Annotated in this window: 20 protein-coding genes and 1 other RNA gene; 12 read left to right on the forward strand and 9 right to left on the reverse strand. The window is 32.3% G+C overall.

What is annotated here, in order from left to right:
• Positions 1–65 precede the first annotated feature (65 nt).
• The 4 genes from QLS65_RS14230 (at position 66) to QLS65_RS14245 (ending at position 4,617) form a co-directional block, all read left to right on the forward strand.
• A complete protein-coding gene (locus QLS65_RS14230; RefSeq protein WP_282712700.1) occupies positions 66–686 on the forward strand; it encodes a phosphatase PAP2 family protein in 621 nt (206 codons plus the stop codon).
• A gap of 208 nt (positions 687–894) precedes the next feature.
• Positions 895–2,907, forward strand: coding sequence for a heavy metal translocating P-type ATPase (locus QLS65_RS14235; protein WP_282718464.1), 2,013 nt, complete (start codon positions 895–897; stop codon positions 2,905–2,907).
• A 75-nt stretch (positions 2,908–2,982) separates the two neighbouring features.
• Positions 2,983–4,116, forward strand: a complete 1,134-nt coding sequence (gene bshA, locus QLS65_RS14240; protein WP_099715661.1) for an N-acetyl-alpha-D-glucosaminyl L-malate synthase BshA — start codon at positions 2,983–2,985, stop codon at positions 4,114–4,116.
• 72 nt (positions 4,117–4,188) lie between these two features.
• On the forward strand, positions 4,189–4,617 hold the full coding sequence (locus QLS65_RS14245) for a protease complex subunit PrcB family protein (protein WP_282718465.1): 429 nt from the start codon (positions 4,189–4,191) through the stop codon (positions 4,615–4,617).
• Between the two features lie 50 nt (positions 4,618–4,667).
• On the opposite strand, the gene QLS65_RS14250 is transcribed toward QLS65_RS14245, so the two are convergent.
• Both QLS65_RS14250 and QLS65_RS14255 read right to left on the reverse strand, forming a co-directional pair.
• A complete protein-coding gene (locus QLS65_RS14250; RefSeq protein ID WP_099715659.1) occupies positions 4,668–5,171 on the reverse strand; it encodes a hypothetical protein in 504 nt (167 codons plus the stop codon).
• 118 nt (positions 5,172–5,289) lie between these two features.
• Complete coding sequence (locus QLS65_RS14255; RefSeq protein ID WP_099715658.1) at positions 5,290–6,129, reverse strand: UDP-2,3-diacylglucosamine diphosphatase; 840 nt, start codon at positions 6,127–6,129, stop codon at positions 5,290–5,292.
• Between the two features lie 183 nt (positions 6,130–6,312).
• Between QLS65_RS14255 and aroC the strand changes: the two genes are divergently transcribed.
• From aroC to QLS65_RS14270, 3 genes are all read left to right on the forward strand, one after another.
• Positions 6,313–7,371, forward strand: coding sequence for a chorismate synthase (aroC, locus tag QLS65_RS14260; protein ID WP_099715657.1), 1,059 nt, complete (start codon positions 6,313–6,315; stop codon positions 7,369–7,371).
• 151 nt (positions 7,372–7,522) lie between these two features.
• The gene (locus tag QLS65_RS14265) at positions 7,523–8,803 is read left to right on the forward strand and encodes a dicarboxylate/amino acid:cation symporter (RefSeq protein WP_099715656.1); all 1,281 of its coding nucleotides are present in this window, start codon (positions 7,523–7,525) and stop codon (positions 8,801–8,803) included.
• 223 nt (positions 8,804–9,026) lie between these two features.
• Positions 9,027–11,234, forward strand: a complete 2,208-nt coding sequence (locus tag QLS65_RS14270; protein ID WP_282718466.1) for a response regulator — start codon at positions 9,027–9,029, stop codon at positions 11,232–11,234.
• A 158-nt stretch (positions 11,235–11,392) separates the two neighbouring features.
• Here the strand turns inward: QLS65_RS14270 and QLS65_RS14275 are convergent, their stop codons facing one another.
• From QLS65_RS14275 to QLS65_RS14285, 3 genes are all read right to left on the reverse strand, one after another.
• Complete coding sequence (locus QLS65_RS14275) at positions 11,393–11,845, reverse strand: Hsp20/alpha crystallin family protein (RefSeq protein ID WP_099715654.1); 453 nt, start codon at positions 11,843–11,845, stop codon at positions 11,393–11,395.
• 174 nt (positions 11,846–12,019) lie between these two features.
• Entirely contained in the window at positions 12,020–13,273 is a 1,254-nt protein-coding gene (locus tag QLS65_RS14280; RefSeq protein ID WP_121341963.1) for a DEAD/DEAH box helicase, read from the reverse strand.
• A 139-nt stretch (positions 13,274–13,412) separates the two neighbouring features.
• Complete coding sequence (locus QLS65_RS14285; RefSeq protein ID WP_282712696.1) at positions 13,413–14,444, reverse strand: formimidoylglutamase; 1,032 nt, start codon at positions 14,442–14,444, stop codon at positions 13,413–13,415.
• Between the two features lie 105 nt (positions 14,445–14,549).
• On the opposite strand from QLS65_RS14285, the gene QLS65_RS14290 reads away from it, so the two are divergent.
• Entirely contained in the window at positions 14,550–15,434 is an 885-nt protein-coding gene (locus tag QLS65_RS14290) for a hypothetical protein (protein ID WP_099715651.1), read from the forward strand.
• Positions 15,435–15,483: 49 nt separating this feature from the next.
• Here the strand turns inward: QLS65_RS14290 and hutI are convergent, their stop codons facing one another.
• Together hutI and QLS65_RS14300 are read right to left on the reverse strand one after the other, a co-directional pair.
• Positions 15,484–16,722 carry an imidazolonepropionase gene (hutI, locus tag QLS65_RS14295; RefSeq protein WP_282718467.1) on the reverse strand — a complete coding sequence of 413 codons (1,239 nt, stop codon included), beginning with the start codon at positions 16,720–16,722 and terminating at the stop codon, positions 15,484–15,486.
• 12 nt (positions 16,723–16,734) lie between these two features.
• Complete coding sequence (locus QLS65_RS14300; RefSeq protein WP_282718468.1) at positions 16,735–17,808, reverse strand: glutaminyl-peptide cyclotransferase; 1,074 nt, start codon at positions 17,806–17,808, stop codon at positions 16,735–16,737.
• Positions 17,809–17,896: 88 nt separating this feature from the next.
• On the opposite strand from QLS65_RS14300, the gene ffs reads away from it, so the two are divergent.
• From ffs to fsa, 3 genes are all read left to right on the forward strand, one after another.
• An RNA gene (ffs, locus tag QLS65_RS14305) (signal recognition particle sRNA small type) lies at positions 17,897–17,994 on the forward strand.
• 142 nt (positions 17,995–18,136) lie between these two features.
• Positions 18,137–18,940 (forward strand): SDR family oxidoreductase, encoded by an 804-nt coding sequence (locus tag QLS65_RS14310; protein ID WP_282718469.1) that lies wholly within the window; start codon positions 18,137–18,139, stop codon positions 18,938–18,940.
• Positions 18,941–19,064: 124 nt separating this feature from the next.
• Positions 19,065–19,721, forward strand: coding sequence for a fructose-6-phosphate aldolase (gene fsa / locus QLS65_RS14315; protein ID WP_282718470.1), 657 nt, complete (start codon positions 19,065–19,067; stop codon positions 19,719–19,721).
• A gap of 148 nt (positions 19,722–19,869) precedes the next feature.
• On the opposite strand, the gene QLS65_RS14320 is transcribed toward fsa, so the two are convergent.
• Positions 19,870–21,531, reverse strand: a complete 1,662-nt coding sequence (locus tag QLS65_RS14320) for an MFS transporter (protein WP_282718471.1) — start codon at positions 21,529–21,531, stop codon at positions 19,870–19,872.
• Positions 21,532–21,724: 193 nt separating this feature from the next.
• Positions 21,725–22,426 (reverse strand): LytR/AlgR family response regulator transcription factor, encoded by a 702-nt coding sequence (locus tag QLS65_RS14325; protein ID WP_099715645.1) that lies wholly within the window; start codon positions 22,424–22,426, stop codon positions 21,725–21,727.
• Between the two features lie 974 nt (positions 22,427–23,400).
• Here QLS65_RS14325 and nagB point away from each other — a divergent pair.
• Complete coding sequence (gene nagB, locus QLS65_RS14330) at positions 23,401–25,338, forward strand: glucosamine-6-phosphate deaminase (protein ID WP_282718472.1); 1,938 nt, start codon at positions 23,401–23,403, stop codon at positions 25,336–25,338.
• The last annotated feature ends 20 nt before the right edge of the window (positions 25,339–25,358 follow it).

Below are 25,358 nucleotides of genomic sequence, written 5' to 3' on the forward strand. Positions count from 1 at the left end.
TTATTAGCAGTATTTCATTACAAATTTTGCCTGTATTATAGTATATTTGAGATAAAAACTGTTTGATGAAAAATAGGAATACCGTTTTTACAAAAGTCTATCTAATTGTATTGCTTTTTTGCATGACTTTTGTAAATGCTCAAAATAGTGATATAAATATTTTACGGGATATCAATGTTCATAGAAATAAGAATTTAGATCCTACTTTTAAATTAGTAACAAATAGTGCGGTTCCAATCAGTGTAGCAACTCCCATTATTCTATATTCGGTTGCTTTAATTAAGAAAGACAGTACCATCAAGAAACAGGCGATTTTTATAGGTGAAGCATTCTTAGTAAATGCATTTATTACCACTGCATTGAAACATACTATAAAAAGAGAGAGACCATTTGAAACCTATCCGGATATCGATCAAGCAACATCATCTGTTGGTAATTCTTTTCCTTCGGGGCATACTTCTTTAGTTTTTGCAACAGCAACATCACTGAGTTTGGCTTATCCTAAATGGTATGTTATTGCCCCATCATTTGTTTGGGCAGGGGCAGTGGGATATTCTCGAATGCATTTAGGGGTTCATTATCCAAGTGATGTATTTGCAGGAGCAATTATCGGCACTGGCTCGGCTTATCTTAGTTATAAAGTTAATAAATGGATTAATAAAAAAAGTGCTAAAAAGGACAAATAGACTTGAAACACTATGATTATTGTTTGAAAGCGAAAAGAATTCAAGTCTGAAACATTTTATTGTAAATAAATAATTGTTGGGTAATTATTAGCATTAATTTTATGTGCTGTATCAAAAGATAAAACATTAAATTCAACTAACTTTACAGTAATAGTAGCACTTTGGTTAGTATTAGCATTTTTCTTTTACTAAAAATAAATTAGCTAAAATGACACACAAACAGGATATGGATGATAAACAAGTTTGCTGTGCTTTAGAAGAAAAAAAAGTCAATAAAGCAGAGCAAGATGCAGGATGTTGTTCTTCTCACAGTGAGTCTGAACATCATGATGAGGAAGATCACGATCATTTTAATGGAAGCGAAAGCACTTTCAGAATGTTTTTACCTTCCATAATTAGTTTTATAGGATTGCTGATTGCATTATTGTTTGATAATTACGTTCCACAATCTTGGTTTAATGGTTGGATTCGAATCGTTTGGTATGTTATAGCTTATATTCCGGTAGGTTTTCCAGTTTTGAAAGAAGCGTATGAAAGCATCCGTAACGGAGCTGTTTTTTCTGAATTTTTCTTGATGGGAATTGCTACGTTAGGCGCATTTGGAATTGGTCAATATGCCGAAGGTGTGGCTGTAATGTTATTCTATACCATTGGTGAATTATTCCAGATGTTAGCCGTAAGAAGAGCAAAATCGAATATAAAATCATTATTAGACCAAAGACCTGATGTTGCAAATGTAATTGACGGAGTGAATATTGTTTCCAAAAAAGCTTCGGAAGTAACCATTGGAGAAATCATAGAATTGAAACCAGGCGAAAAATTAGCTTTAGACGGAAAATTACTTTCTGATCATGCCACTTTCAATACTGCAGCATTAACAGGAGAAAGTAAACCTGATACCAAATCTAAAGGAGAAACAATCCTGGCAGGAATGATTAATCTCAATACGGTTTCTCAAGTAGAAGTAACTACAGCTTTCTCCGATAGTAAATTATCGAAAATTCTGGAAATGGTTCAGGAAGCTACTGTAAAAAAAGCACCTACCGAATTGTTTATTCGAAAATTTGCTAAAATTTACACACCAATTGTGGTCTATCTGGCAATAGCAATTTGTGTACTTCCAATGGTATTTATAGACAATTATATTTTTAAGGATTGGTTGTACAGAGCATTGGTTTTCTTAGTGATTTCTTGTCCTTGCGCATTGGTGATTTCTATTCCGTTAGGGTATTTTGGGGGAATTGGCGCAGCAAGTAAAAACGGAATTTTATTCAAAGGATCTACGTTTCTGGATATAATAGCATCAGTCAAAGTAGTCGTTTTTGATAAAACAGGAACATTGACTAAAGGGGTTTTCAAAGTTCAAAAAGTAGTAGCTGTAGGAATTACAGAAGCCGATTTGATACGATATACAGCCGCAATTGAAACTAAATCCACACATCCCGTGGGTTCTGCAATTATAGAGTTTGCCAAAGACCATACAAAAGCTACTAGTGTAACTGAAGTAAAGGAAATTCCAGGATTGGGATTAAAAGGTTTTGTGGATGGAAAAGAGATTTTAGTTGGAAATGCTAAGTTGATGAAAAATTACAATATCACTTATGATGCTGAAATTGATACGATTCCATTTACAATTATACTTGTTGCTGTCAACCAAAAATATGCTGGTTATTTTATTATTGCTGATGAAGTTAAAGAAGATGCAAAAGAGGCAATTAGGAGCTTACACAAATTAAATGTCGAAACCATTATGCTTTCTGGCGATAATCAATCAATAGTTTCTGTTGTTGCCAAAGAGTTGAATATGGAGCAGGCTTTTGGAAATTTATTGCCTGAAAACAAAGTTGAAAAACTAGAGGATTTATTGAAGCAAAATTTAAGCGTTGCATTTGTTGGTGATGGGGTAAATGATGCTCCGGTAATTGCTTTGGCAAATGTAGGAATCGCGATGGGTGGTTTAGGAAGTGACGCCACTATTGAAACTGCTGATGTTGTTATTCAAAATGATCAACCCACTAAGATTTATACTGCAATTAATATTGGAAAAAAGACAAAACAAATTGTTTGGCAAAACATTTTTTTAGCTTTTACCGTTAAGTTGATAGTTTTGGTAATGGGAGCAGGAGGATTAGCTACGATGTGGGAAGCTGTTTTTGCTGATGTTGGCGTCGCTTTATTAGCGATTTTAAATGCGGTAAGAATCCAACGTATTAAGTTTTAGACTTTAAAGATTTAACTTAAATTTCCATAAAACACATTCCTATTTTTATTAATTTCGTTTCATTAAAATACATAGATGAAAATTGCAATAGTTTGTTATCCTACCTTTGGAGGAAGTGGTGTTGTCGCTACAGAATTAGGTCTTGAATTGGCAAGACGTGGTCACGAAATCCATTTTATAACGTATAGTCAACCTGTACGTTTGGCACTTTTAAATCCAAATGTGCATTACCACGAAGTGAATGTTCCTGAATATCCGTTATTTCATTATCAACCATACGAATTGGCTTTGTCAAGCAAATTAGTAGATATGGTAAAGCTCTATAAAATCGAGTTGTTGCATGTGCATTATGCAATTCCTCATGCTTATGCAGGTTATATGGCTAAACAAATGCTGAAAGATGAGGGAATTAATATTCCAATGGTGACTACACTTCACGGAACTGATATTACATTAGTTGGGAACCATCCATTTTATAAACCAGCCGTAACTTTTAGCATTAACAAATCTGATTTTGTTACTTCGGTTTCCCAAAGTTTGAAAGATGATACCCATAAATTATTTAATATAAAAAATGAAATTGAGGTAATTCCTAATTTTATAGAATTAGATAAAAACCATAATGATCCAAGTACAGCTTGTCATCGTTCTGTAATGGCTAATAAAAATGAGAGAATCATTACGCATATCAGTAATTTCAGAAAAGTAAAAAGAATTCCGGATATAATTAAAATTTTCTATAATATTCAAAAAGAAATTCCCGCTAAATTGATGATGGTAGGGGATGGTCCTGAAAAAGAAAAAGCAGAATATTTATGTCAGGAATTAGGAATTCAGGATAAAGTCATCTTTTTTGGAAACAGTAATGAGATTGATAAAATTTTGAGTTATACTGATTTATTTTTGTTGCCATCTGAAACAGAAAGTTTTGGTCTTGCCGCTCTCGAAGCTATGGCTTGGAGTGTTCCCGTAATTTCAAGTAATTCCGGAGGTTTGCCAGAAGTGAATTTTGACGGTATTTCCGGATATTTAAGCAATGTTGGGAATACAGATGAAATGGCACAAAACGCTTTGAAAATTTTAAAAGATGACGCTACTCTTCATAAATTTAAAGAAAATGCGCTGTCAGTTGCAAAACAATTTGACATCAAAAACATCTTGCCGCTTTATGAAGCTTTATATAAAAAAGCGATAAAAAAATACGCATAGATTTTACATTCTTCTAAAATAAAAAGTAGTAAAACTTTTTGAAATTAATCCATTAACCAATAAAATGTTGCAATGAAAAAAATAATAGTATCACTAGTGGCTGTCGCTTTAGTTTCCTGCGGTACAACAGTTACAAAAAGTTCCGATAAAAGTTCTTTATATGAAGTCTTGACGCAACAGACAAACGGTGGTGCAAGTATTCGTTTTTTTGAGATTCTTTCGGAGCCAAATGAAATTGCAATGTTGCAGAACGATGAAAATTTAAAAAATAAAATCAGTTCAAATGATGTTCAGACTGCGAATTTTATAGTTTTGAATATGGGAGAAAAAACATCTGGAGGGTATAGTATAGGGATTGATAGTGTTATCGAAACCGATAAAAATATTGTTATCACCATAAAAGAAACTAATCCTAAACCGGGGAGTATGGTTACACAAGCTTTTACAAATCCTTTTTGTGTAGTCAAGATAAATTCCAAGAAAGAGATTATTTTTAAATAAAAAAAACGCCACTATTGCTAGTGGCGTTTTTTAATATGTTTTCTAAAATATTAGAATTGGTATCTAAGACCTAATGCAATATCAGAACCATAATTGTTTTCGTAATATCCATTTCCTCCAAACTCAGGTCTGAAATCTAAAGAGATTAACAATGGAATATCAAAGTTGTATTCAATACCGATATCTCCAGCAGCAAATACAAACGTATCATTAAATGATTCGTTATTATTATCATAACTGTAGCTTCCTACACCACCACCAACACCTGCATACCAGTTGAAACCACCATCAATGTTCCATACCCATTGGTACAAAGCTGCTAATTTTACTGCATTGTCATCATAACCATTGTTGTTATAGTTACTTCTGTTTCTCCAACCTAAATCAAGTTCAAGTCTGTTGTTGCTTCCTAATGCTCTTTGGTAAGAAAGTTCTCCACCAAAACCATTATTACCACCTAAACGTAATCCCAATGCGTTTTTCGAAATGTCTTGTGCTTGTGCGGTAAATGCTAATCCGATTAACATTATTGCCGATAAAATAATTTTTTTCATAAGTAAGTTTTTTATAGATACAAATGTATAATTAAGTAGGGTATGAAGTTTATAAAATTTTATAGAAAAGTTATATAATTTACGTTTTTCAGGATTTTGATGTTTTTTTATGTTGGTACTACATTAGGATGTTTTGTTTGGAGAAAAGTGCTGAAGCCACGATTTGATTGCTTAAAATATCTTCCATCTCAAAAAGGTTCTCTTCTTCAATATAATTTGCTTCGGAATAATTATATAATTTCCAACGTTTTTTGTTGTATTCCAATGCTGTTAAGTTTTCAACCCAATCTCCAGAATTCAAATATAAAGTTGACCCGTTTTTAGTTTCTTGATGAATCATTTTTGGTTCATGAATATGTCCGCATATAACATAATCGTATTTTTTTTCGATGGCTAATTCAGTTGCCGTTTTCTCAAAATCAGAAATGTGTTTTACCGCTTTTTTTACACTTGCCTTTATTTTTTTAGAAAAAGAATACGGCTCTCTTCCTATTTTTGATAAACACCAATTGACAAATCGGTTTGAAAGTATTAAATAATCATAACCTAAACCACCAAGTTTGGCAATCCATTTTGAATGTTGCACTGAGGCATCAAAAACATCACCGTGAAATATCCAGGCCTTTTTGTCATCGAGATTTAAAACTAACTTGTCCACTAGTGCGAAATTACCCATATTCATATCGCTAAATTTTCGGAGCATTTCGTCATGATTTCCTGTGATGTAGTAAACCTTTGTCCCTTTGGATGCAAAACTTATAATTTTTTGTATGACTTTTAAATGTGCTTTTGGAAAATAGGATTTTCGAAACTGCCATACATCTATAATATCACCATTTAATACTAGCGTTTTAGGTTTTATAGAAGATAAATAATTATAAAGTTCTTTAGCATGACTACCAAAAGTTCCAAGGTGTACATCAGAAATCACCACTAACTCGACTTTTCTTTTTTTCAATGTATTTGAATTTGAAGTTTACCAAATTAATAGAATTATTAGCAATAGAAATGGAATTAAAGGTTAAGAAATCTAAGACAAGATTAAATTAATATCAATAAATGTCAAATGTTTCTTAAAACTTTAAACTTTAAACTTTTGAACTTTCAACTAAAATGGTACTTTTGTTCAAAACTAATTATAATGGCAGGAAATAGCTACGGAACACTATTTAGAATAACAACTTTTGGAGAATCACATGGTGAAGCATTAGGTGGTATAATAGATGGTTGCCCTCCTGGAATAACTATAGATTTAGATGCAATTCAATTTGAAATGTCAAGAAGAAAGCCGGGACAATCGGCTATAGTTACCCAACGTAAAGAGCCGGATGATGTACAATTTTTATCCGGAATATTTGAAGGTAAAACCACTGGAACACCAATAGGTTTTATTATTCCTAATACCAATCAAAAATCAGACGATTACTCTCATATAAAAGATAATTACAGACCCAGCCATGCTGATTATGTGTATGAAAAAAAATATGGTGTTCGTGATTACCGCGGTGGCGGACGAAGTTCTGCCCGTGAAACTGCCAGTAGAGTAGTGGCTGGAGCGGTAGCAAAACAAATGCTGTCAGAAATAAAAATCAATGCTTACGTTTCTTCTGTAGGTCCAATTTTTTTAGAAAAACCATACCAAGAATTAGATTTTTCAAAAACTGAAAACAATCCTGTGCGTTGCCCTGATGAAGCTTCAGCAGTAATTATGGAGGAATATATCCGTGATATACGCAAACAAGGTGATACTGTGGGTGGAACTGTAACTTGTGTGATTCAAAATGTGCCTATTGGTTTAGGAGAACCTGTATTTGATAAGCTTCATGCTGAATTGGGAAAAGCCATGCTTTCAATCAATGCCGTAAAAGGATTTGAGTTTGGAAGCGGTTTTGATGGAGCTAGAATGAAAGGAAGTGAACATAATGATTTGTACAATACTGACGGCACTACTAAAACCAACCTTTCAGGTGGGATTCAAGGTGGAATCAGTAACGGAATGGATATTTATTTCCGTGTGGCTTTCAAACCAGTGGCAACCATTATGCAAAAACAAGAATCATTGGATAACAAAGGGAATATTACTGAAATGACTGGAAAAGGACGACATGATCCTTGTGTTGTGCCGCGTGCAGTGCCCATAGTTGAAGCAATGGCAGCCATTGTATTAGCTGATTTTTATTTGATAAACAAAACTTATTAATATTAATTTTTGAAGCTTTTCCTGCTTTACACTTTATTTTTCCTTGCTTGGCAGCAAACAAGAAAAAGATAGTATTGTAAAGAAAATTCACTGAAGACCTATAAAGTTGAGTGAAGTAACAGGTTAAGACTAAAACCTAACAATCAATTTAATGAACACCAAAACAACTAAAAAACCATCTTTTTTTTCAGGATTAACGGGACAAATATTAATTGCGATGGTTTTAGGTGCTATTTTAGGCATTGTAATTCATAATTCCATTTCGCCAGAAGCAGCTCAAGGCTTCAGTGCAAAAATTAAAATCTTGGCAACAATTTTCATTCGATTAGTTCAGATGATTATTTCGCCTTTAGTTTTTACAACACTTGTTGTTGGAATTGCAAAACTGGGAGATATTAAAGCTGTTGGAAGAATTGGAGGAAAAGCAATGGGTTGGTTTTTTACAGCTTCATTCATCTCTTTATTATTGGGAATGTTTTTTGTAAACATACTTGAACCGGGAGTTGGTCTTAATTTATCAAATGTTGATTTGGCTTCTGTTTCTGAAGTTACTGCAAAAACTCAAAATATATCTTTTGAAAATTTTATTGAGCATATTGTGCCTAAAAGTATTTTTGAAGCAATGGCAACCAATGAAATTTTACAAATTGTGATTTTTTCTATTTTCTTTGGTTTAGCCGCAGCATCATTGGGAGATTATGTTAAGCCAGTTACAAATGCTTTAGATAAAACATCTCACATTGTTCTTAAAATGGTGAATTATGTAATGAAATTTGCTCCAATAGGAGTTTTTGGAGCCATTGCAGGAGTTTTCGCAGTAAGAGATTTTCAAGAATTAGCGATTACCTATTTCAAATTTTTTGGTTCATTCTTAGTTGGAATTTCATCACTTTGGTTGGTATTAATAGTGGTTGGTTATATTTTTCTAAAAAGCAGAATGACTGTTTTACTTAAAAGAATTGTAAGTCCTTTGATTATTGCTTTTGGGACAACCAGCAGTGAAGCGGTTTTTCCAAAATTGACAGAGGAATTAGAGCGTTTTGGAGTAAAAGATAGAATTGTATCTTTCATGTTGCCATTAGGTTATTCATTTAATCTAGATGGGAGTATGATGTACATGACTTTTGCCAGTATTTTTATTGCTCAAGCTTATGGTATTGATTTAGATCTAGGAACACAAATGACCATGCTTTTAGTTTTGATGCTTACCAGCAAAGGAATTGCAGGTGTTCCAAGAGCAAGTTTAGTTGTAGTTGCAGCTACTTGCGGTATGTTTGATATTCCAATTGAAGGAATCGCATTAATTTTACCCATAGATCATTTTTGTGATATGTTTCGTAGTGCAACAAATGTTTTAGGAAATGCCCTTGCTACATCAGTTGTAGGACAATGGGAAGGGAATGATGAAAATGAAACTGTAGCTTCAGAATAGTTATTAAGTACATTTTCCAATAAATAACATCTTTAACCTGCTCAATTAGTTGAGCAGGTTTTTTTTTGGATTTAAAACTCAGAATTTTAATTGTTTCTTATTTTAAAGATAATATTGCTGTTTTTAAAAAATGTGCTTATTCAATTTTATTTTAATAGATAATATGCACTTATTCCTCTTTTTTTTATTAATAAAATGTATATTTGATAAACTCTAATTGTTTATGTATCATTTACGTATTGTTTTATCGCTATTGTTTGTATTAAATTGTTTTAGTGATAATTCAATTGCCCAAACAAAAACATATTCTAAGCAAGAAATCACTAACCTTACTGACGAAGCTTCCCGATACTTAAAGGAGTCTAATTTTGAGAAATCTCTGGATATTTCTAAATTGGCACTTCGTTCCTCCATTAATGCTAATGATTTATATTCAACAGCTATTTCCTATATTACAATTGCGGCAAATTATGCTGAGATGGCTGAATTTGATAAAGCAATATTCTTCTATAACAAGAGTTTATCCTATGCTGATAAGACGAGTAATGACACATTAAGAAAAAGGATAAATAATAATTTAGGCAATATCTATTGTTTTGAGAAAAAGCAATATGAAAAGGGGATAAATTTTTATGAAAACTCTCTTAAATACAGTCAGAAATTAGCAGATACCAACCAGGTTTTTATGACTAAACTTAATATTGCCTGGGCTTATTTTGATATTGGTCTGTTTGAAAAAGGTTTCCCAAGTTTAGAATTCATCAACAAATACAATAAAAAATATGGTGATGTAACAAACGCTGTAGCTGTAAACATGCTAAACGGGATGTATTATGGTTACAAAGGAGTCCCTGATAAAGCAACATCATCTTTTATCAATGCTATAAAATTTGGAAATGAAGGAAATGAAAAATCAGATTTGTCCTTTTCATATCTTGAATATTCAAAATATTTATTGAAGAATGGTGATTACAAAAACGCTTATGAAAATCTCACACAGTACAATATAATTACTGACGAACTATATAACGAGGAAAAAATTAAGAAAGCTAATTTAGCCGGAATAAATTTAGAATTGGATGAATATAAAAGAGAGATAGATAAAATTGAAACAGAGAAAGTGGCTCAGCTCCAAAGTTTAAGAAAATCAAAAATCATTGTATTGCTATTTGGAGTAGTTTTTTGCTTTCTGTTATTATTACTCTATACTTTATTCAAGAATAATAATTTTAAGAAAAAAGCCAATGAGAAGCTTTCTCAAACAAATATAGAATTGCTGGCTGCCAAAGAGAAAGCAGAAGAAGCGTCTATTTTAAAATCACAATTTGTCTCTACAATCAGTCATGAATTAAGGACTCCTCTATACGGTGTAGTAGGAATTACAAACATGCTGCTTGATGAGCATAAAGAGTTAGCTCATAGTCCACATCTGAGTTCTCTTAAATTTTCAGCCCGATATTTATTATCATTAGTGAATGATATTCTTCAAATTAATAAAATTGAAGATAACAGAATTGTTCTTGAGAATTTAACTTTTAATATTTCTGATGAAATTGATATGATCAAAAGTTCTTTATCATTTATAGCTAAAACTAATGATAATGTACTCCACGTGAATGTTGATCCTAGTATTCCGGAATTTTTAATTGGCGATAAGTTAAGACTTTCTCAAATCATTATGAATTTAGTCAGTAACGCATTGAAGTTTACAAAAAAAGGAGAAGTAAGCATAAATGTTAACTTGGTTAAAGTAGAAGGTAAAACCCATTTTTTAGAATTTAAAATTCAAGATAACGGAATTGGAATTCATGCTACAGATCAGGAAAAGATTTTTGATAAATTTGTTCAGGTTAGCAGGAAAGAAACTGATTACCAAGGAACTGGTTTAGGTCTTTCTATCGTAAAGCAAATGTTAGGATTGTTTGATAGCGATATTTCACTCGAAAGTGCCATAGGAAAGGGTACTTCATTTAAATTTATTATTGCATTTGAATTTAATCCAGAGCGAACAACTGAAATTATCAATAATATTCAAGTCGATATGAGTTCAACCCAAACCGTTAATGTATTGGTTGTAGAGGATAACCGAATAAATCAAGTTATTACCAGAAAAACGATTGAGAAGAACAACTATAAATGTAGTGTTGTTGACAATGGTTATGCCGCATTAGAAATATTAGAAAAAGAGAATTTTGATGTGATATTAATGGATATTAATATGCCTTTAATAAATGGTTTTGAAACCACAAGAAAGATCCGTCTTAAAGGTATTGGCATACCCATTGTAGCATTGACGGCATTTGATAAAACAGAAATAACGGAAGAAGCTCTTTCAGCAGGAATCAATGATATCATCATAAAACCTTTTGATTCGATTAAATTATTTGAAATCATCAGTATTCTAATATCAAAACCTAAAAGTATCGCTTAATTTATTTTTATATAATCCTGTTTTTAAAAATTGTTTGATGAGGAATTTTAATAGATTTTGTATAAAAATTAAAATCGTTAAATCTTCAAAACCAATTACTGATTCCAAGGATTTAACGATTTTTAAGGCATTATCTAATAACTACTATTGAATACTATTTATTTGATAGCTATAGTTTTATTTGCTTTTTTCTTGCCAATTTCTTTTTTGGCAATGTCCACATGCAAAATTCCATCTTTATAACTGGCTTCAACTTTACTTTCATCAATATATTCAGGTAAAGTAAAAGTTCTGCAGAATGATTGATAATTAAATTCTTTTCGGACGTAATTATCTTTTTTTCTTGTTTCTTCTTTCTCTTCCTTTTTTTCGGATGAAATCATAAGCATATTGTTGTCAATTTCAACTTTGAAATCTTCTTTTTTCATTCCCGGAGCAGCTAATTCCACTTGCAATTTATCATCAGTTTCTTTTAAATTCACTGAAGGTAAATTACTGCCAATAGCAGTAAAATTTTTATCATTCCAATCAAAAAGATCTCTTGAAATAAAATCATCGAAAAATGTATTCACAGTGGGAAATAAACCGTTTCTTTTTACTAAAGTTTCCATAGTTTTATGTTTTAATTGTTTGAAATAAGTTGAATCAAATTTAATGATATTATTTATTTACAAATATTATTTAACTTATAAAACGTTGAAAACAAGATAATTAACGATAAAATACCTTTTTAATTTAAACTTAAAAAGGTATTTCTTACGGATGAAAACAAGTATTAAATATTTTTAATACCAGCGTTTTTTGTTTTGCTTAGAAACTTCTGATTTTCTCGATTTGTGAGCTCCACCGCTACGGTTTGAATTTTTTTGTTGGGATCCAGGAGCAGTTTCAGGACTTCCTGAATGCCAAGGATAAGGATGATCATTTACGGTTTTTACATCCACTTTTATTAGTTTTTGGATGTCTTTCCAATAAGTATGCTCGTCCTTACTACAAAAAGAGATTGCAATACCGCCATTTCCGGCACGACCTGTTCTACCAATGCGGTGAACATACGTTTCTGGAATGTTTGGTAAGTCAAAATTGATTACAAAAGGCAATTGGTCAATATCAATTCCTCTGGCTGCAATATCAGTAGCGACCAAAACGCCAACTTCCTTATTTTTGAAAGCATCCAAAACGCGTTGTCTAGCATTTTGTGATTTGTCGCCGTGAATGGCTTCTGCGGCAATATTGTTTTTTCGTAATGCTTTTACAACATTATCAGCACCATGCTTAGTTCTTGAAAAAACCAAAACATCGGATAGATTTTCATTTTTAATTAAATGATATAGTAAGTTCCTTTTTTCTGTTTTGTCAACAAAATAAACACGTTGTTCTACATTTTCAGCAGTTGAAGATACAGGAGAAACGGTTACTGTTGCAGGATCAGTCAAAAACATTTCAGCTAATTCTCGTATTGCAATTGGCATTGTAGCAGAGAAAAACAATGTTTGTCTGTTTTTTGGCGTAAGCTTTACAATTTTTTTCACATCATTCACAAAGCCCATATCCAGCATTTGATCCGCTTCGTCAAGAACTAAAGTGTGTAAATGGTCTAAATCAATAAAACCCTGTTTGTGAAGATCTAGCAGTCTTCCTGGTGTTGCAATCAAAATATCGACACCATTCTTTAAAGTGTCTACTTGTGGATTTTGTGAAACTCCACCAAAAATGGTAAGCTGTGTCAGGTTTGTATATTTTCCGTAAGTATCAAAGCTTTGTCCTATTTGAACAGCTAATTCACGGGTTGGAGTAACTACTAAAGCACGAATTTGTTTGGCTTTTTTTGAAGAACCTACAATTCGATGCAATTGATGTATTATCGGAATAGCAAATGCGGCTGTTTTTCCAGTTCCAGTTTGTGCGCAACCTATTAAATCTCTTCCTGATAATACAATTGGGATAGATTGTTCTTGAATAGGTGTTGGGTTAAGGTAGCCTTGTTCAAATACGGCTTTTTGTATACTTTTTGAAAGTGATAAATCTTCGAATAACATATTTTTGGTATTTAATATCCTGTATTATGTACATAGATAGTGCGACAAAGATAGTATTATTATTTTTGATGGTGGATTACAAGGTATTTAGGGTTACAACTTCTGGAATTTAAATCCAGAAATTCATCAATAAAACAGACTAAATAGTATTAGATTTAATAAAATCTGTTACTAAATATCCTATAAGTTTACCTATTAAATGATTGTTTTTTTCTTCGCCTAAATCTGGTGCGCCTTCGCAAATGTGTAAATAGGTTGCATTTTTATTTTTTGCAAAAAAGGAAATAAATTGACGCAGTTGCTCCACTGAGAAACCACTCAAAGTCATTGCGCTACATGCAATATTAGGAATCGAATCTAAATCGATCTCAATTCCAAAAAAGTCGTCATTTATAAACTCTAAGGCTAGAGCCATTTCTTGATTAAAATCTTTTTCTTTTCTAATGTTTACGCTATCATAAGTATTGTAGCGTACGCGGTCTTCTATTTTTTTAATGATGTCCAATACACTTTTGGAAGTGTAATTTTCGTGTAAACCAAAAATAAAATATTTCTTTAAAAACCCTTCTTCAAAAGCATATGAAAAACCATTACCGCTGTGACGTCCTTCTAAAATTCTAAAATCAGAATGAGCGTCAAAGTTTATAGCATTGATAGGTTTTCCTTTAGCGAGTGCAGTTCCTTTTATATTTCCATATGAATTATTATGTCCGCCACCTATAATTATAGGAATTTTGCCCAGTTTTATAATATTGAAAATTATATGAGAAACATCTTTATCAATTTTTTCTACTAGTTGGCTTAATTTAGATCGATCATCAATATCATTAAAATCCAAATGCTCTACTTCTTTCATTTCTGCACTAACATTCAATTGGCCTAATACAAAAAGTTGACTTCCTTTACAAAATCGATTGTGCTGAATATTAGCGATACTTTTAATGGCGCTATCCCATGCTGATGCTGCACCAGGCCTGCCATAATTAGCTCTTATACCTATATCTTCCGGAATTCCAAACAATACATATTTTGCTTCACAAGTCTTTAAGAACTCAAGAGCATTGGTCTCTTTTGGAACAGTTATCATTTTCTCTCCAAATTTTATTTCACCACTTCTATGGTTCGTAATTTTAGCAAGATCTTTGATAGTAAACGGGATAATTTTTTCCATTAAAAAAAATATTTTTTTTCCAAAAATAATATAATTACGTTAACTTACGTTATTACGTGGTTATATATTGTTAAATTTGTAAAATAAATTAAATTAAATTAAAAGATGGAAAATCAAAAAAGCAGTTCAAGTCTTAAAGCGGTTATAGCAGTATTAGCTATTTTATTAGTGGGAAGTTTAGTTTATATTTTTAAAATGACTTCAGATACCGAAATCGTTAAAACAGAATTGAAAACGACATTGACTGAGAAAGAATCAGTTATGAAAGATTTACAAGAATTAAAATCAACCTATGATGCTGCAATTGCAGAAAACACATCTATGTCTGAAGAGTTAATTCAAGAAAGAGATAAAGTGGTAAACTTAATGTCTGATTTAAGTAAATCGAAAGGGGATGTAGCTTCATTATCGAAATACAGAACTCAATTCAATGCTTTGCAAGGAAATATGAAAGTTTTAATTGCTGAAAATGACAACTTAAAAAAGGCAAATACAACACTTACTACACAACGTGATAGTACAGTTGTAGTATTAGGAGAAACTAAAAAGAATGTTGAAGCATTGACAGGTCAAAATGAAGAATTGGCTAAAGCAGTTGAAATCGGTTCAAAATTGACAGTTTTAAACACTAGAGGTTCTGCTTTTAAATTAAGAAGTTCAGGAAAACAAATTGAAACTGATAAAGCAAGCAGAGCTGATGTTCTTAGAGTTAATTTTACAATAGCTGAAAACCAAATTGCTAAATCTGGTGATAAAACATATTATGTTCAAGTAATTGACAGTAAAAACAATGTTTTAGGCGATAAAAAAACAGAGACTTTTGGAGACAATACTTTAACATATAGTTTTTTAACTAATGTAAAATATGAAAACAAAACAATCAATGTTACTGAAGATTTAAGAGGTAAAGATTTTGCTAAAGGGACTTACTACATCAATATTTTCGATAGAGATATATTAGTTTCTAAAACAAGTTTTGTTTTAAGATAACAACAATAGTTTACATAATAAAAAAGAGGAACGTTATGTTCCTCTTTTTTTATGCGAAAATTTCACCTTCTATCAATACAGTATCAATTAGATTACTGCCAAAAGCGTACGGCAATTGATAATAGGAGGGAATAGGTTTTGTAATTATAAGATTTGCTTTTTTACCAATGGTTATGCTTCCGTGGGTTGCTGAAATTCCCATGGCATAAGCTCCGTTTATTGTAGCCGCATTTATGGCTTCTTCGGGAGTCATTTTCATTTTGATACACGCAGTAGCAACAACTAAGTTCATATTTCCTGATGGAGTAGAACCTGGATTATAATCGGTTGCAAGAGCTAGAGGAAGTCCGGCAGTTATCATTTCTCGTGCCGGCGTATATGGAATACTCAAAAAATAAGAACAGGATGGTAACGCTACAGGCATTGTTTTTGTATTTTTTAAAGCTTCAATATCTTCTGTTGTCATAACTTCTAGATGGTCAACCGAAAGTGCATTGTATTTAATTCCAGCCTGAATTCCGCCAATAGAATTGAATTGATTGACATGTATTTTTGGCTTTAAGCCAAATTTAATTCCTGCTTCCATTATTTGTTGGGTTTCATCAACAGTAAAATAACCAGTTTCACAAAATACATCTATGAATTCTGCCAGTTTATTTTTGGCAATTTCAGGCAGTATTTCGTTAATGATTAAATTTATATATCCTTGATGATTTCCTTTAAATTCTAATGGGAAAGCATGAGCGCCCAAAAAAGTTGCTTTAATTGTTATTGGGTAGTTTTGCGCTAAACGTTTAATCACGCGAAGCATTTTTAATTCTCCATTAACCGTCAATCCGTATCCTGATTTGATCTCTACAGCGCCAGTTCCTAAACGCATGACTTCTTCAAGCCGTGCTTTGGATTGATTATAGATTTCTTCTTCGGTCGTTTCATTCAATTTTTTAGCTGAATTTAAAATTCCACCGCCACGATTGGCAATTTCTTCATAGGTCATACCATTGATTCGATCGACAAATTCTTGTTCTCTATTGCCGGCATAAACAATATGGGTATGACTGTCGCACCAAGAAGGCAAAACCATTTTTCCGCTGGCATCAATTGTTTTGTCAGCAGGTATTTGAGGTAGATTATCCATAGAGCCAAAATCAGCAATTAAATGGTCTTTAATTACTAAAAAGGCATTTTTGATAGTTGGAAGAATTGCCATTTCAGCACCGGAAACTTTAGCTATAGCCGTTTCCCGAACCTGCAGTAACTCTTTTATATTGATAATTAAAGTTGTCATTTTATATGATAATTACTCTGAAATTTTGATTTCAAACATTTTATTCCAGTTTTTACCGGTAACAAAAATGGTTTTTGTTTTTGGGTTGTAAGCGATTCCGTTTAAAACGTCAGTATCTTCTAATTTAGCAATTTTTGTAGTCAAATCTGCAAGATTGATTATTCCCTCGACCGCTCCATTTTTAGGATTAATGACAGCAATTGCATCTTTTTGGTACACATTCCCATATATTTTTCCGTTAATCCATTCCAGTTCGTTCACTCCCTTTACTTTAGATTTTAAAGAGTAAACATTGATATGGTCAATCGCATTAAAAGTTTCAGGATTTAATACATGTATCGTTTCAGAACTATCAGTCATATATAAGTTTGTACCATTACTCACTAAACCCCAGCCCTCCATATTTTTGTAATACGGAACTGTTTTTTCTTTTTTGAAAGTATCTGCATTATAAACATACGCTTCATTATTTTTCCATGTCAATTGGTAAACTTTGTTGTTTAGAATTGTAATTCCTTCGCCAAAATATTGAGCATCTAGTTCTACTTTCTTGTAAACTTCCCCAGTTTTATAATTTGTTTTTCTTAAGCTGGAAATTCCTCTTTTTCCAGATGGACCTGATCCGTTTCCTGTACCTTCATAAAGCGTATCACGGTAAAATTCTAATCCTTGAGTGTACGCTTGAATATCGTGCGGATACGTATTTACGATGGTATACTTCAATAATTTTGGCGCAATATTAGACACTAATTCCACTCTTGCGGTCGCTTCTGAATTTTGTCCCTCATAATAAACTAAAGCCTTTAGGTTTTGATAGCCTAGTTTTTGATCTTTTAATTCAAAAGTTAATTTGTCAACTCCTTTTTTTGAACCAATTTTTTTTTCATTCACATAGTAAATAATACTGTCAATAGTTTTTGAATTAGAGTTCAAAATTTCCAAAGAAAGTGCTTCTTGAGGTTGGTATTGTTCCTTAAATTTTAAATTATCAAAGGTAAATAAAGAATTTTCACCTTTTTTTGTATCACCACAGCTAACGAATAAGGTTCCTAATAAAATGATAGATAGTATGTTATAATTTTTCATAATGTAAAATTTGAATACCCCAATATACAACGTTATTTTAATAGGTGCAAAGCACTTGCAAAAATATAAAAAGGTTGTATATTTGCACCGGCAAGTCCTACACGACCAGCTCCTGCAGACTCCCCCAGGATGGGAACATAGCAAGGGTACGTGGTTGAGCGGTGCGATGTAGGTCGCTTGCCATTTTTTATTTCTTACAAAAGTAGTCTTCCTTCGGGAGGATTTTTTTATTTTTGGACTATTCTAACTGAAGTTGGGATTAGCTTTTTGTAGTTGTACAAGATGTCAAAAACTTTAGACTTTAGACTTTAAACCTTAAACAAAATAAATGAATAAAGTAGTTCTAATTACAGGAGGTTCTTCGGGAATAGGGAAATCTATTGGCGAGTTTTTACATCAAAAAGGTTTTGTTGTTTATGGAACCAGCAGAAATCCGGAACAAGTTTTAAATTCTGTTTTTCCATTGGTAGCTTTAGATGTTCGGGATGCAGATTCTATTCATACGGCTGTAGCCAAAGTAATTGCTATTTCAGGAAGACTGGATGTTGTAATTAACAATGCCGGTGTGGGAATTACAGGACCATTGGAAGAAATTCCAATGCATGAAATCAAGAACAATTTTGAGACTAATTTTTTTGGTCCAATTGAAGTGATGAAAGCCGTTTTACCACAAATGCGTTCGCAAAAATCAGGATTGATTATCAATATTACTTCAATTGCCGCGTATATGGGTTTGCCATACCGAAGTGTTTATTCAGCTTCCAAAGGTGCCCTTGAACTCATCACTGAAGCGTTACGTATGGAAGTAAAATCCTTTGGTGTTCATATTACGAATGTGGCTCCGGGTGATTTTGCTACAAATATTGCTTCGGGACGTTATCATGCTCAGGTTATAAAAGGTTCTGCTTACGAAATTCCATATGGGGATTCACTAAAAACTATGGATGAACATGTCGATAGTGGCAATAATCCTAATGAAATGGCAGAAGCGGTGTATAAAATTATTCAAACTCCAAATCCTAAAATTCATTATAAAGTAGGTGTTTTTATGCAAAAGTTCTCGATTGTCTTGAAGAGAGTTTTACCCGATAAAGTATATGAAAAAATGCTTATGAATCATTATAAGTTGTAATTTTGCACAGAATTCGCGTGAAGGATATTAGCGGCATCCCTCGCTTTTTTGCGAGGATATAGCGAAAAGCCTGACCCTTTTGGTCACGCCCAAATTATAAAACACACAATTAAATAGATATATTATGAAGTTTTTTATTGACACGGCTAATTTAGCTCAAATTAAGGAAGCACAAGCATTAGGCGTTTTGGATGGTGTTACAACTAATCCATCATTGATGGCAAAAGAAGGAATAACAGGGAAAAACAGCATTTTGAAACATTACGTTGACATTTGTAACCTAGTTGATGGAGATGTTAGTGCCGAAGTAAATGCTTTGGATTTTGAAGGAATGGTTAAAGAAGGAGAGGAATTAGCTGATTTACATGAGCAAATCGTGGTAAAATTACCTATGACTAAAGAAGGAGTTATGGCTGCTAAATACTTTTCGGATAAAGGAGTTAAAACGAATGTAACTTTAGTATTCTCTGCTGGTCAAGCTTTATTGGCTGCAAAAGCTGGAGCTACTTATGTTTCTCCGTTTATTGGTCGTTTAGATGATGTATCTACAGACGGTTTGGCTTTGATTGAAGAAATTAGATTAATTTATGATAACTACGGTTATGAAACTCAAATTCTTGCTGCTTCAGTTCGTCACACGATGCATATTGTAAACTGTGCAAAAATTGGTGCTGATGTTATGACTGGACCATTATCTGCCATTTACGGTTTATTGAAACACCCTTTGACTGATATTGGATTGGCACAGTTTGTTGCTGATTTCGAGAAAGGAAATAAATAGATTTGAGATTGCAGATTGCTTCGCCTGTTCGCCTTTCAGGCTCGGGTAACGATTTTTGATTTGAGATTTCGGTAAATAAAAACTCCCATTATGCTTAGCAAAATGGGAGTTTTTTTATTGGTTTGGTTTTGGTTAGTTTGTGTTGAAATTAGTGTCCTCCACCAACTTCTATTTCTTTTCCTATTCCTTGTTTTTCTAAAATTCCAATTACTTTCCAACCATAGAATGCTATGAATGCAAAACACAAAACTGGAATGAAATAAGAAGGATGAATTCCAATGATATCAGCAAGTTTTCCTTGTAACGGTGGGATAATTCCACCACCTAAAATCATCATTACCAAGAATGCAGATCCTTGTGATGTATATTTTCCTAATCCGGCAATTGCCAATGAGAAAATACAAGGCCACATGATACTTAAAAATAAACCACCACTCATAAAAGCAAAAATAGCAATTGTACCAGTAGTGAATAAACCAATAATCATGGCAGCCATACCCATTAAACCAAAAATCATTAAGGTTCTTGATGGTTGATCTTTCCCTAAAAAGAAACCTGCAATTTGGAATAAAATTACAAATGCGTAAGCATATAAAGGTGTAACATCTTGTCCAGAAATTGCATTAGCAGTCAATACCACTCCAAATGCTACATAAGGAACAACGATAAGTAAAATTTTTCTTAATTGAGATGATGGATTAAAAACGGTGATAGCTCCAGCCCAACGACCAATCATTAAACTTCCCCAATACATAGACATATAAGGTGCTAATGCTGGTCCAGAAATAGAACCAAAATCAGCAGTTACCAATAATTCTCCAAGATTACTTCCAATAGTTACTTCGACACCAACGTAAGCGAAAAGCGCTAACATTCCCAAAACTAATTGTGGATATTTCATAGCACCCCAACCTTCAGGATTTTTTTGTGCCGTAGTATTGGCAAAAAACAAACCGATAACTACAACTAGCAATGTAGACACAGTTAAGGCTAAACCTAAATAATCCTTTTCTTTATTCTCGATGAAACGAGTGATAAATTCAGAATCTTCATAACGAGAAAATATATAAGCAAAAATAGCTACTAGAATTACTGTGATAGCAATAAGCGTTTTCATTGCTTTGCTGGCTGTTTCAAAAGTAGAGTCACTTTTACCCGCTGGCAATTTTTTAGAAAAATGGAATAATGCTGCAGCTAATAAAAATAAACCTCCAACAAATACATATAATATTCTCATTGAATCCAATGAGTTTTCTTTTTGAGCAAATTCTTCAATATTTACTCCGGCAACAACACCAAACAAGGCAATAGAAACAACTATTGGTCCTATTGTAGTTCCTAATGAATTGATTCCTCCAGCAAGATTCAATCTGCTTGAAGCAGTATGTGCTTCTCCTAAAGAAGCAGCAAATGGTTGTGCAGAAGTTTGTTGTAGTGAAAAGCCTAATGCAACTATAAATAAAGCTCCTAAAATAAATAAATAACTTCCCTGTGTTACAGCTAAGATCATTAATACAGCTCCAAATGTACTAATCAATAGTCCGTAAATAATTCCTTTCTTGAATCCCCAAGCATTTAAAATGTCCTTTTTTGCGATGCTGCTAAAAATAAATAAGAGTAATGCTCCAATATAATATGCTCCGTAAAAAGCAAAATCTATAAGTTGACTTTGAAATTGATCTAAGCCAAACTTGGCTTTACAAAAAGGGATAAAAATACCGTTTGATGCTCCAATAAATCCCCAAAAGAAAAATACGGTAATGAGCGTATAAAGTGCGGAATTGTTAGACTTTGTTTGTTCTGAATTCATAATTTTAAATTGGTTAATGATTAAGTTAATTACTTTTATAGCTGCAAGACCGTAAATATATTTGTTAAGTAAATTAAAAAAAAATTATTTAGAATAAATATTGTTAGAATTATAGAATAATCACTTTTTGTTAAAAAACGATGCTTTTTTTTCGAAGTTTTTGCTTTTTCAAATAAAAATATTGAAACGGAATTTACTCTAAAATTTTACTTTTTACATCTTTGGTGTAATTTCTACCAATTGGTAGCGTGTAAGAAAGGATTTGTATCCTGTTGCCTTCGATTGATTTTACTTTATCAATGGCTATAGTGTACGATTTATGGATGCGCATGAACCTATCAGCAGGTAATTCTTCGGATAAAGAGGTCAATGATTTGTGGGTAATATAAGTTTTATCCGTTGTAACTACTTTTATGTATTCCTTCATTCCTTCAATAAACAGGATTTCATCGATGGTTATTTTGACCATTTTCTTATCTACTTTGATAAAAATATGTGGCTCAATTTTATGCGGTTCAATTTTAATATTGTTTTTTAAATTGAAATCGGCTTCAATTTTATGAATGCATTTTATAAATCTTGGTAAGGGTATTGGTTTTACTAAATAGTCTAAAACATCTAAATCGTAACTTTCGGCAGCAAATTCTCTAAAGGCGGTCGTGATAATAATTTTGGTCTTGTATTCTATCAATCGAATCAATTCAAAACCGGTCATCATAGGCATATTAATATCTAAAAAAACAGCATCGACAGAGTTGCTGTTTATAAATTCTAGAGCCTCCAGTGCATTATTGAATGTACCAGTAATTTCAAAGTCGGCAAAATTATTAAAATAATTCTGCAATACTTTCATGGCTAATGGTTCGTCGTCAATCAAAACACATTTAATCTTCATTAGATAGCGGTATTATTATATGTTTATACTTCCTCTACGTCTTCAAAACGGAGTTTTTAATTTCAATATAATTTAAATATAATCTATTTCTTTTGTTAATAATACAAATTTAGTATCTTCTAGATCATATAATACATATTCCATCAATTTTAGTAACTCAATAATTATATCGGGAACTTTATTCGAAGATTCCAGTGATTATGATTACTGGTTGTTCAGGGTGTAAAAGAAAATGAGGTTTAATTTGGGACTTTAATATACTTCAATTTCATCTTAGAGAGGTTTTCAATGATGGCTCTGATTCGTTCTCTTTCTTTGAGTCGGATTTGGGTAAGGTAAAAAGCTGTAGAGATTGCAACAATATATCAATTCACAAATGAATACGACAACAATATGATTAATTTAAAATATTTTGTATTCTCTATCTGCTTCGAGTCAAATATCTTCTGAAATAGTATAATAGGTTAATCCTGTTTTTAATAAACAACCATTAAACTTAAAAGTGAAGCAAAAATATACTTCTAATATTTTGATGTTACTATATAGCGTGGAATTAGAAAAATAAATTGAAATACGCTCCTCATCGAATAAAGTTCATTAAAAAAAAACAATCCCCAAAACCAAAAATGATTTTAAAGTTTGCTATCGAGTTTTTCCTCGTTGGGATGCTTCATTTTTTGTTGGAATCATCTTTTGGAGTAACCATTTTTAAAGAAAGTGATTTTTATGGAACTTAAATCATTAGACACTAAAAATCTTTTTAAATAAAAATATCAAAAATATGCAAATTGGTAAGAAAAACTCAAAATTTTTGCAGTTGAAAAACGCGTTGTTGATAAAATTGTGTCGTTGGTTTAAAATAAGCTACCGTTGGTATAAATTATTTTCTCAGGAAAAACGTTTTATTTAATTTTATACTTAGATTATAACAATTAATATCAACGAAGTAATTAAATCGAATAAATAAAAATAAAATGAAAAATGCTTTAGAAATTAAACCTGACATTAGCTATAAAAGTGCCGGTAAATATGAAGAAACGAGATTTGAAAAAATCCACAATGAAATTTTTAAAAACTCAGTAGAAGCATCTATAATTGTCGCTCAGGAAATTGCACGGCTAATTAGATCCAAACAAGAAGAAAATAAACCTTGTGTTCTGGGTTTAGCTACTGGATCCTCACCTATAAAAGTGTACGAAGAACTAGTTAGAATGTATAACGAAGAAGGACTTAGTTTTAGTAATGTAATCACTTTTAATTTAGATGAATATTATCCAATGACAAAAGAGAATAATCAGAGCTATCATTATTTCATGTATCAGCATCTTTTTAATCATATAGATATTAAGCCTGAAAATATTCATATTCCAGACGGAACAGTAGCCATTGAAGAGCTGAATCAATATTGCATTGATTATGAAATGAATATTAAAGATTCTGGAGGACTCGATTTTCAGCTATTAGGAATTGGTCGTACAGGTCACGTAGGCTTCAATGAACCGGGGTCTCACATCAATTCAGGAACTCGAATAATTACTTTGGATCATATCACCAAAGTAGATGCTTCATCAGATTTTAATGGGATTGACAATGTTCCTAAAAGAGCTATTACCATGGGAGTTTCAACTATTCTAAGATCTAAAAGGATTGTGTTAATGGCTTGGGGCCAAAATAAAGCCGATATTATAAAAAGAACAGTTCAAGGAGACATCAGTTCTGAAATTCCGGCTACTTTTTTGCAAAATCATACCAATACAACTTTTGTTTTAGACCAATCGGCAGCTTCTGAATTAACGCGATTCAAAACGCCATGGTTAGTTGGAGAATGCATTTGGACACAAGAGTTAAAAAGTAAAGCGATTGTTTGGCTGTGCCAAAAAACAGATCAATCAATTTTAAAACTAACCGACAGGGATTACAATAATAATGGTATGTCTGATCTTTTGGCTTTAGAAGGCTCCGCTTACGATTTAAATATCAATATGTTTAATGTATTGCAACATACGATAACTGGATGGCCAGGTGGAAAACCCAATACGGATGATACATACAGACCGGAACGCGCTAATCCTGCTAAGAAAAGAGTAATCCTTTTTAGTCCGCATCCAGATGATGATGTAATTTCTATGGGAGGAACTTTTTCAAAATTGATCAAACAAGGACATGATGTTCATGTAGTATATCAAACTTCTGGGAACATAGCTGTTACTGATGACGAAGCTTTAAAATTTGCCGAAGTTTGTAACGATTTTATTGGTACAGATGAAACTAAAATTAATTTTAAGGAAGTTATCGATTTTTTAAATAATAAAAAAGAAAACCAAATTGACTCTCTTGAAGTTAGAAAATTAAAAGGACTTATTAGACGCCGTGAATCCTACGCAGCCACAAGATACATAGGATTGAAAGATGAAAATATTCATTTTTTGGATATGCCTTTTTATGAAACCGGACAAATAAAGAAAAATCCAATAGGCGAAAAAGATGTAGCTTTAGTGGCGGCTATTATTGCCAAAATAAAACCACATCAAGTTTTTGCAGCAGGAGATTTGGCAGATCCACATGGTACCCACGAAGTTTGTCTGAATGCTATTTTTGTGGCTATGAAGCAATTGAAGACAGAGAAATACATGGATGATTGTTGGCTGTGGCTGTACAGAGGTGCTTGGCATGAATGGGATATTCACGAAATAGATATGGCAGTTCCTTTAAGTCCTGACGAAGTTTTATTAAAAAGACATGCTATTTTATACCATCAATCTCAAAAAGACAGGGTGATGTTTCAAGGAAACGACTCCAGAGAATTTTGGGTAAGAGCTGAAGATCGTAATAAAAATACTGCAAAATTGTATGATAATTTAGGTCTTGCCGAATATGAAGCTATTGAAGCTTTTAAGCGTTTTAGTTATTAAAAATTATCTTTAAAACCGGA

Source organism: Flavobacterium algoritolerans (assembly GCF_030010385.1).
Classification (GTDB): Bacteria; Bacteroidota; Bacteroidia; order Flavobacteriales; family Flavobacteriaceae; genus Flavobacterium; species Flavobacterium algoritolerans.

What these genes read in the sequence shown, in the direction of transcription:
- QLS65_RS14230 (WP_282712700.1), top strand. Translation starts at nt 66, where the DNA reads ATGAAAAATAGGAATACCGTTTTTACAAAAGTCTATCTAATTGTATTG.
- QLS65_RS14235 (WP_282718464.1), top strand. Translation starts at nt 895, where the DNA reads ATGACACACAAACAGGATATGGATGATAAACAAGTTTGCTGTGCTTTA.
- bshA (WP_099715661.1), top strand. Translation starts at nt 2,983, where the DNA reads ATGAAAATTGCAATAGTTTGTTATCCTACCTTTGGAGGAAGTGGTGTT.
- QLS65_RS14245 (WP_282718465.1), top strand. Translation starts at nt 4,189, where the DNA reads ATGAAAAAAATAATAGTATCACTAGTGGCTGTCGCTTTAGTTTCCTGC.
- QLS65_RS14250 (WP_099715659.1), bottom strand. Translation starts at nt 5,171, where the DNA reads ATGAAAAAAATTATTTTATCGGCAATAATGTTAATCGGATTAGCATTT.
- aroC (WP_099715657.1), top strand. Translation starts at nt 6,313, where the DNA reads ATGGCAGGAAATAGCTACGGAACACTATTTAGAATAACAACTTTTGGA.
- QLS65_RS14265 (WP_099715656.1), top strand. Translation starts at nt 7,523, where the DNA reads ATGAACACCAAAACAACTAAAAAACCATCTTTTTTTTCAGGATTAACG.
- QLS65_RS14270 (WP_282718466.1), top strand. Translation starts at nt 9,027, where the DNA reads ATGTATCATTTACGTATTGTTTTATCGCTATTGTTTGTATTAAATTGT.
- QLS65_RS14275 (WP_099715654.1), bottom strand. Translation starts at nt 11,845, where the DNA reads ATGGAAACTTTAGTAAAAAGAAACGGTTTATTTCCCACTGTGAATACA.
- QLS65_RS14280 (WP_121341963.1), bottom strand. Translation starts at nt 13,273, where the DNA reads ATGTTATTCGAAGATTTATCACTTTCAAAAAGTATACAAAAAGCCGTA.
- QLS65_RS14285 (WP_282712696.1), bottom strand. Translation starts at nt 14,444, where the DNA reads ATGGAAAAAATTATCCCGTTTACTATCAAAGATCTTGCTAAAATTACG.
- QLS65_RS14290 (WP_099715651.1), top strand. Translation starts at nt 14,550, where the DNA reads ATGGAAAATCAAAAAAGCAGTTCAAGTCTTAAAGCGGTTATAGCAGTA.
- hutI (WP_282718467.1), bottom strand. Translation starts at nt 16,722, where the DNA reads ATGACAACTTTAATTATCAATATAAAAGAGTTACTGCAGGTTCGGGAA.
- QLS65_RS14300 (WP_282718468.1), bottom strand. Translation starts at nt 17,808, where the DNA reads ATGAAAAATTATAACATACTATCTATCATTTTATTAGGAACCTTATTC.
- QLS65_RS14310 (WP_282718469.1), top strand. Translation starts at nt 18,137, where the DNA reads ATGAATAAAGTAGTTCTAATTACAGGAGGTTCTTCGGGAATAGGGAAA.
- fsa (WP_282718470.1), top strand. Translation starts at nt 19,065, where the DNA reads ATGAAGTTTTTTATTGACACGGCTAATTTAGCTCAAATTAAGGAAGCA.
- QLS65_RS14320 (WP_282718471.1), bottom strand. Translation starts at nt 21,531, where the DNA reads ATGAATTCAGAACAAACAAAGTCTAACAATTCCGCACTTTATACGCTC.
- QLS65_RS14325 (WP_099715645.1), bottom strand. Translation starts at nt 22,426, where the DNA reads ATGAAGATTAAATGTGTTTTGATTGACGACGAACCATTAGCCATGAAA.
- nagB (WP_282718472.1), top strand. Translation starts at nt 23,401, where the DNA reads ATGAAAAATGCTTTAGAAATTAAACCTGACATTAGCTATAAAAGTGCC.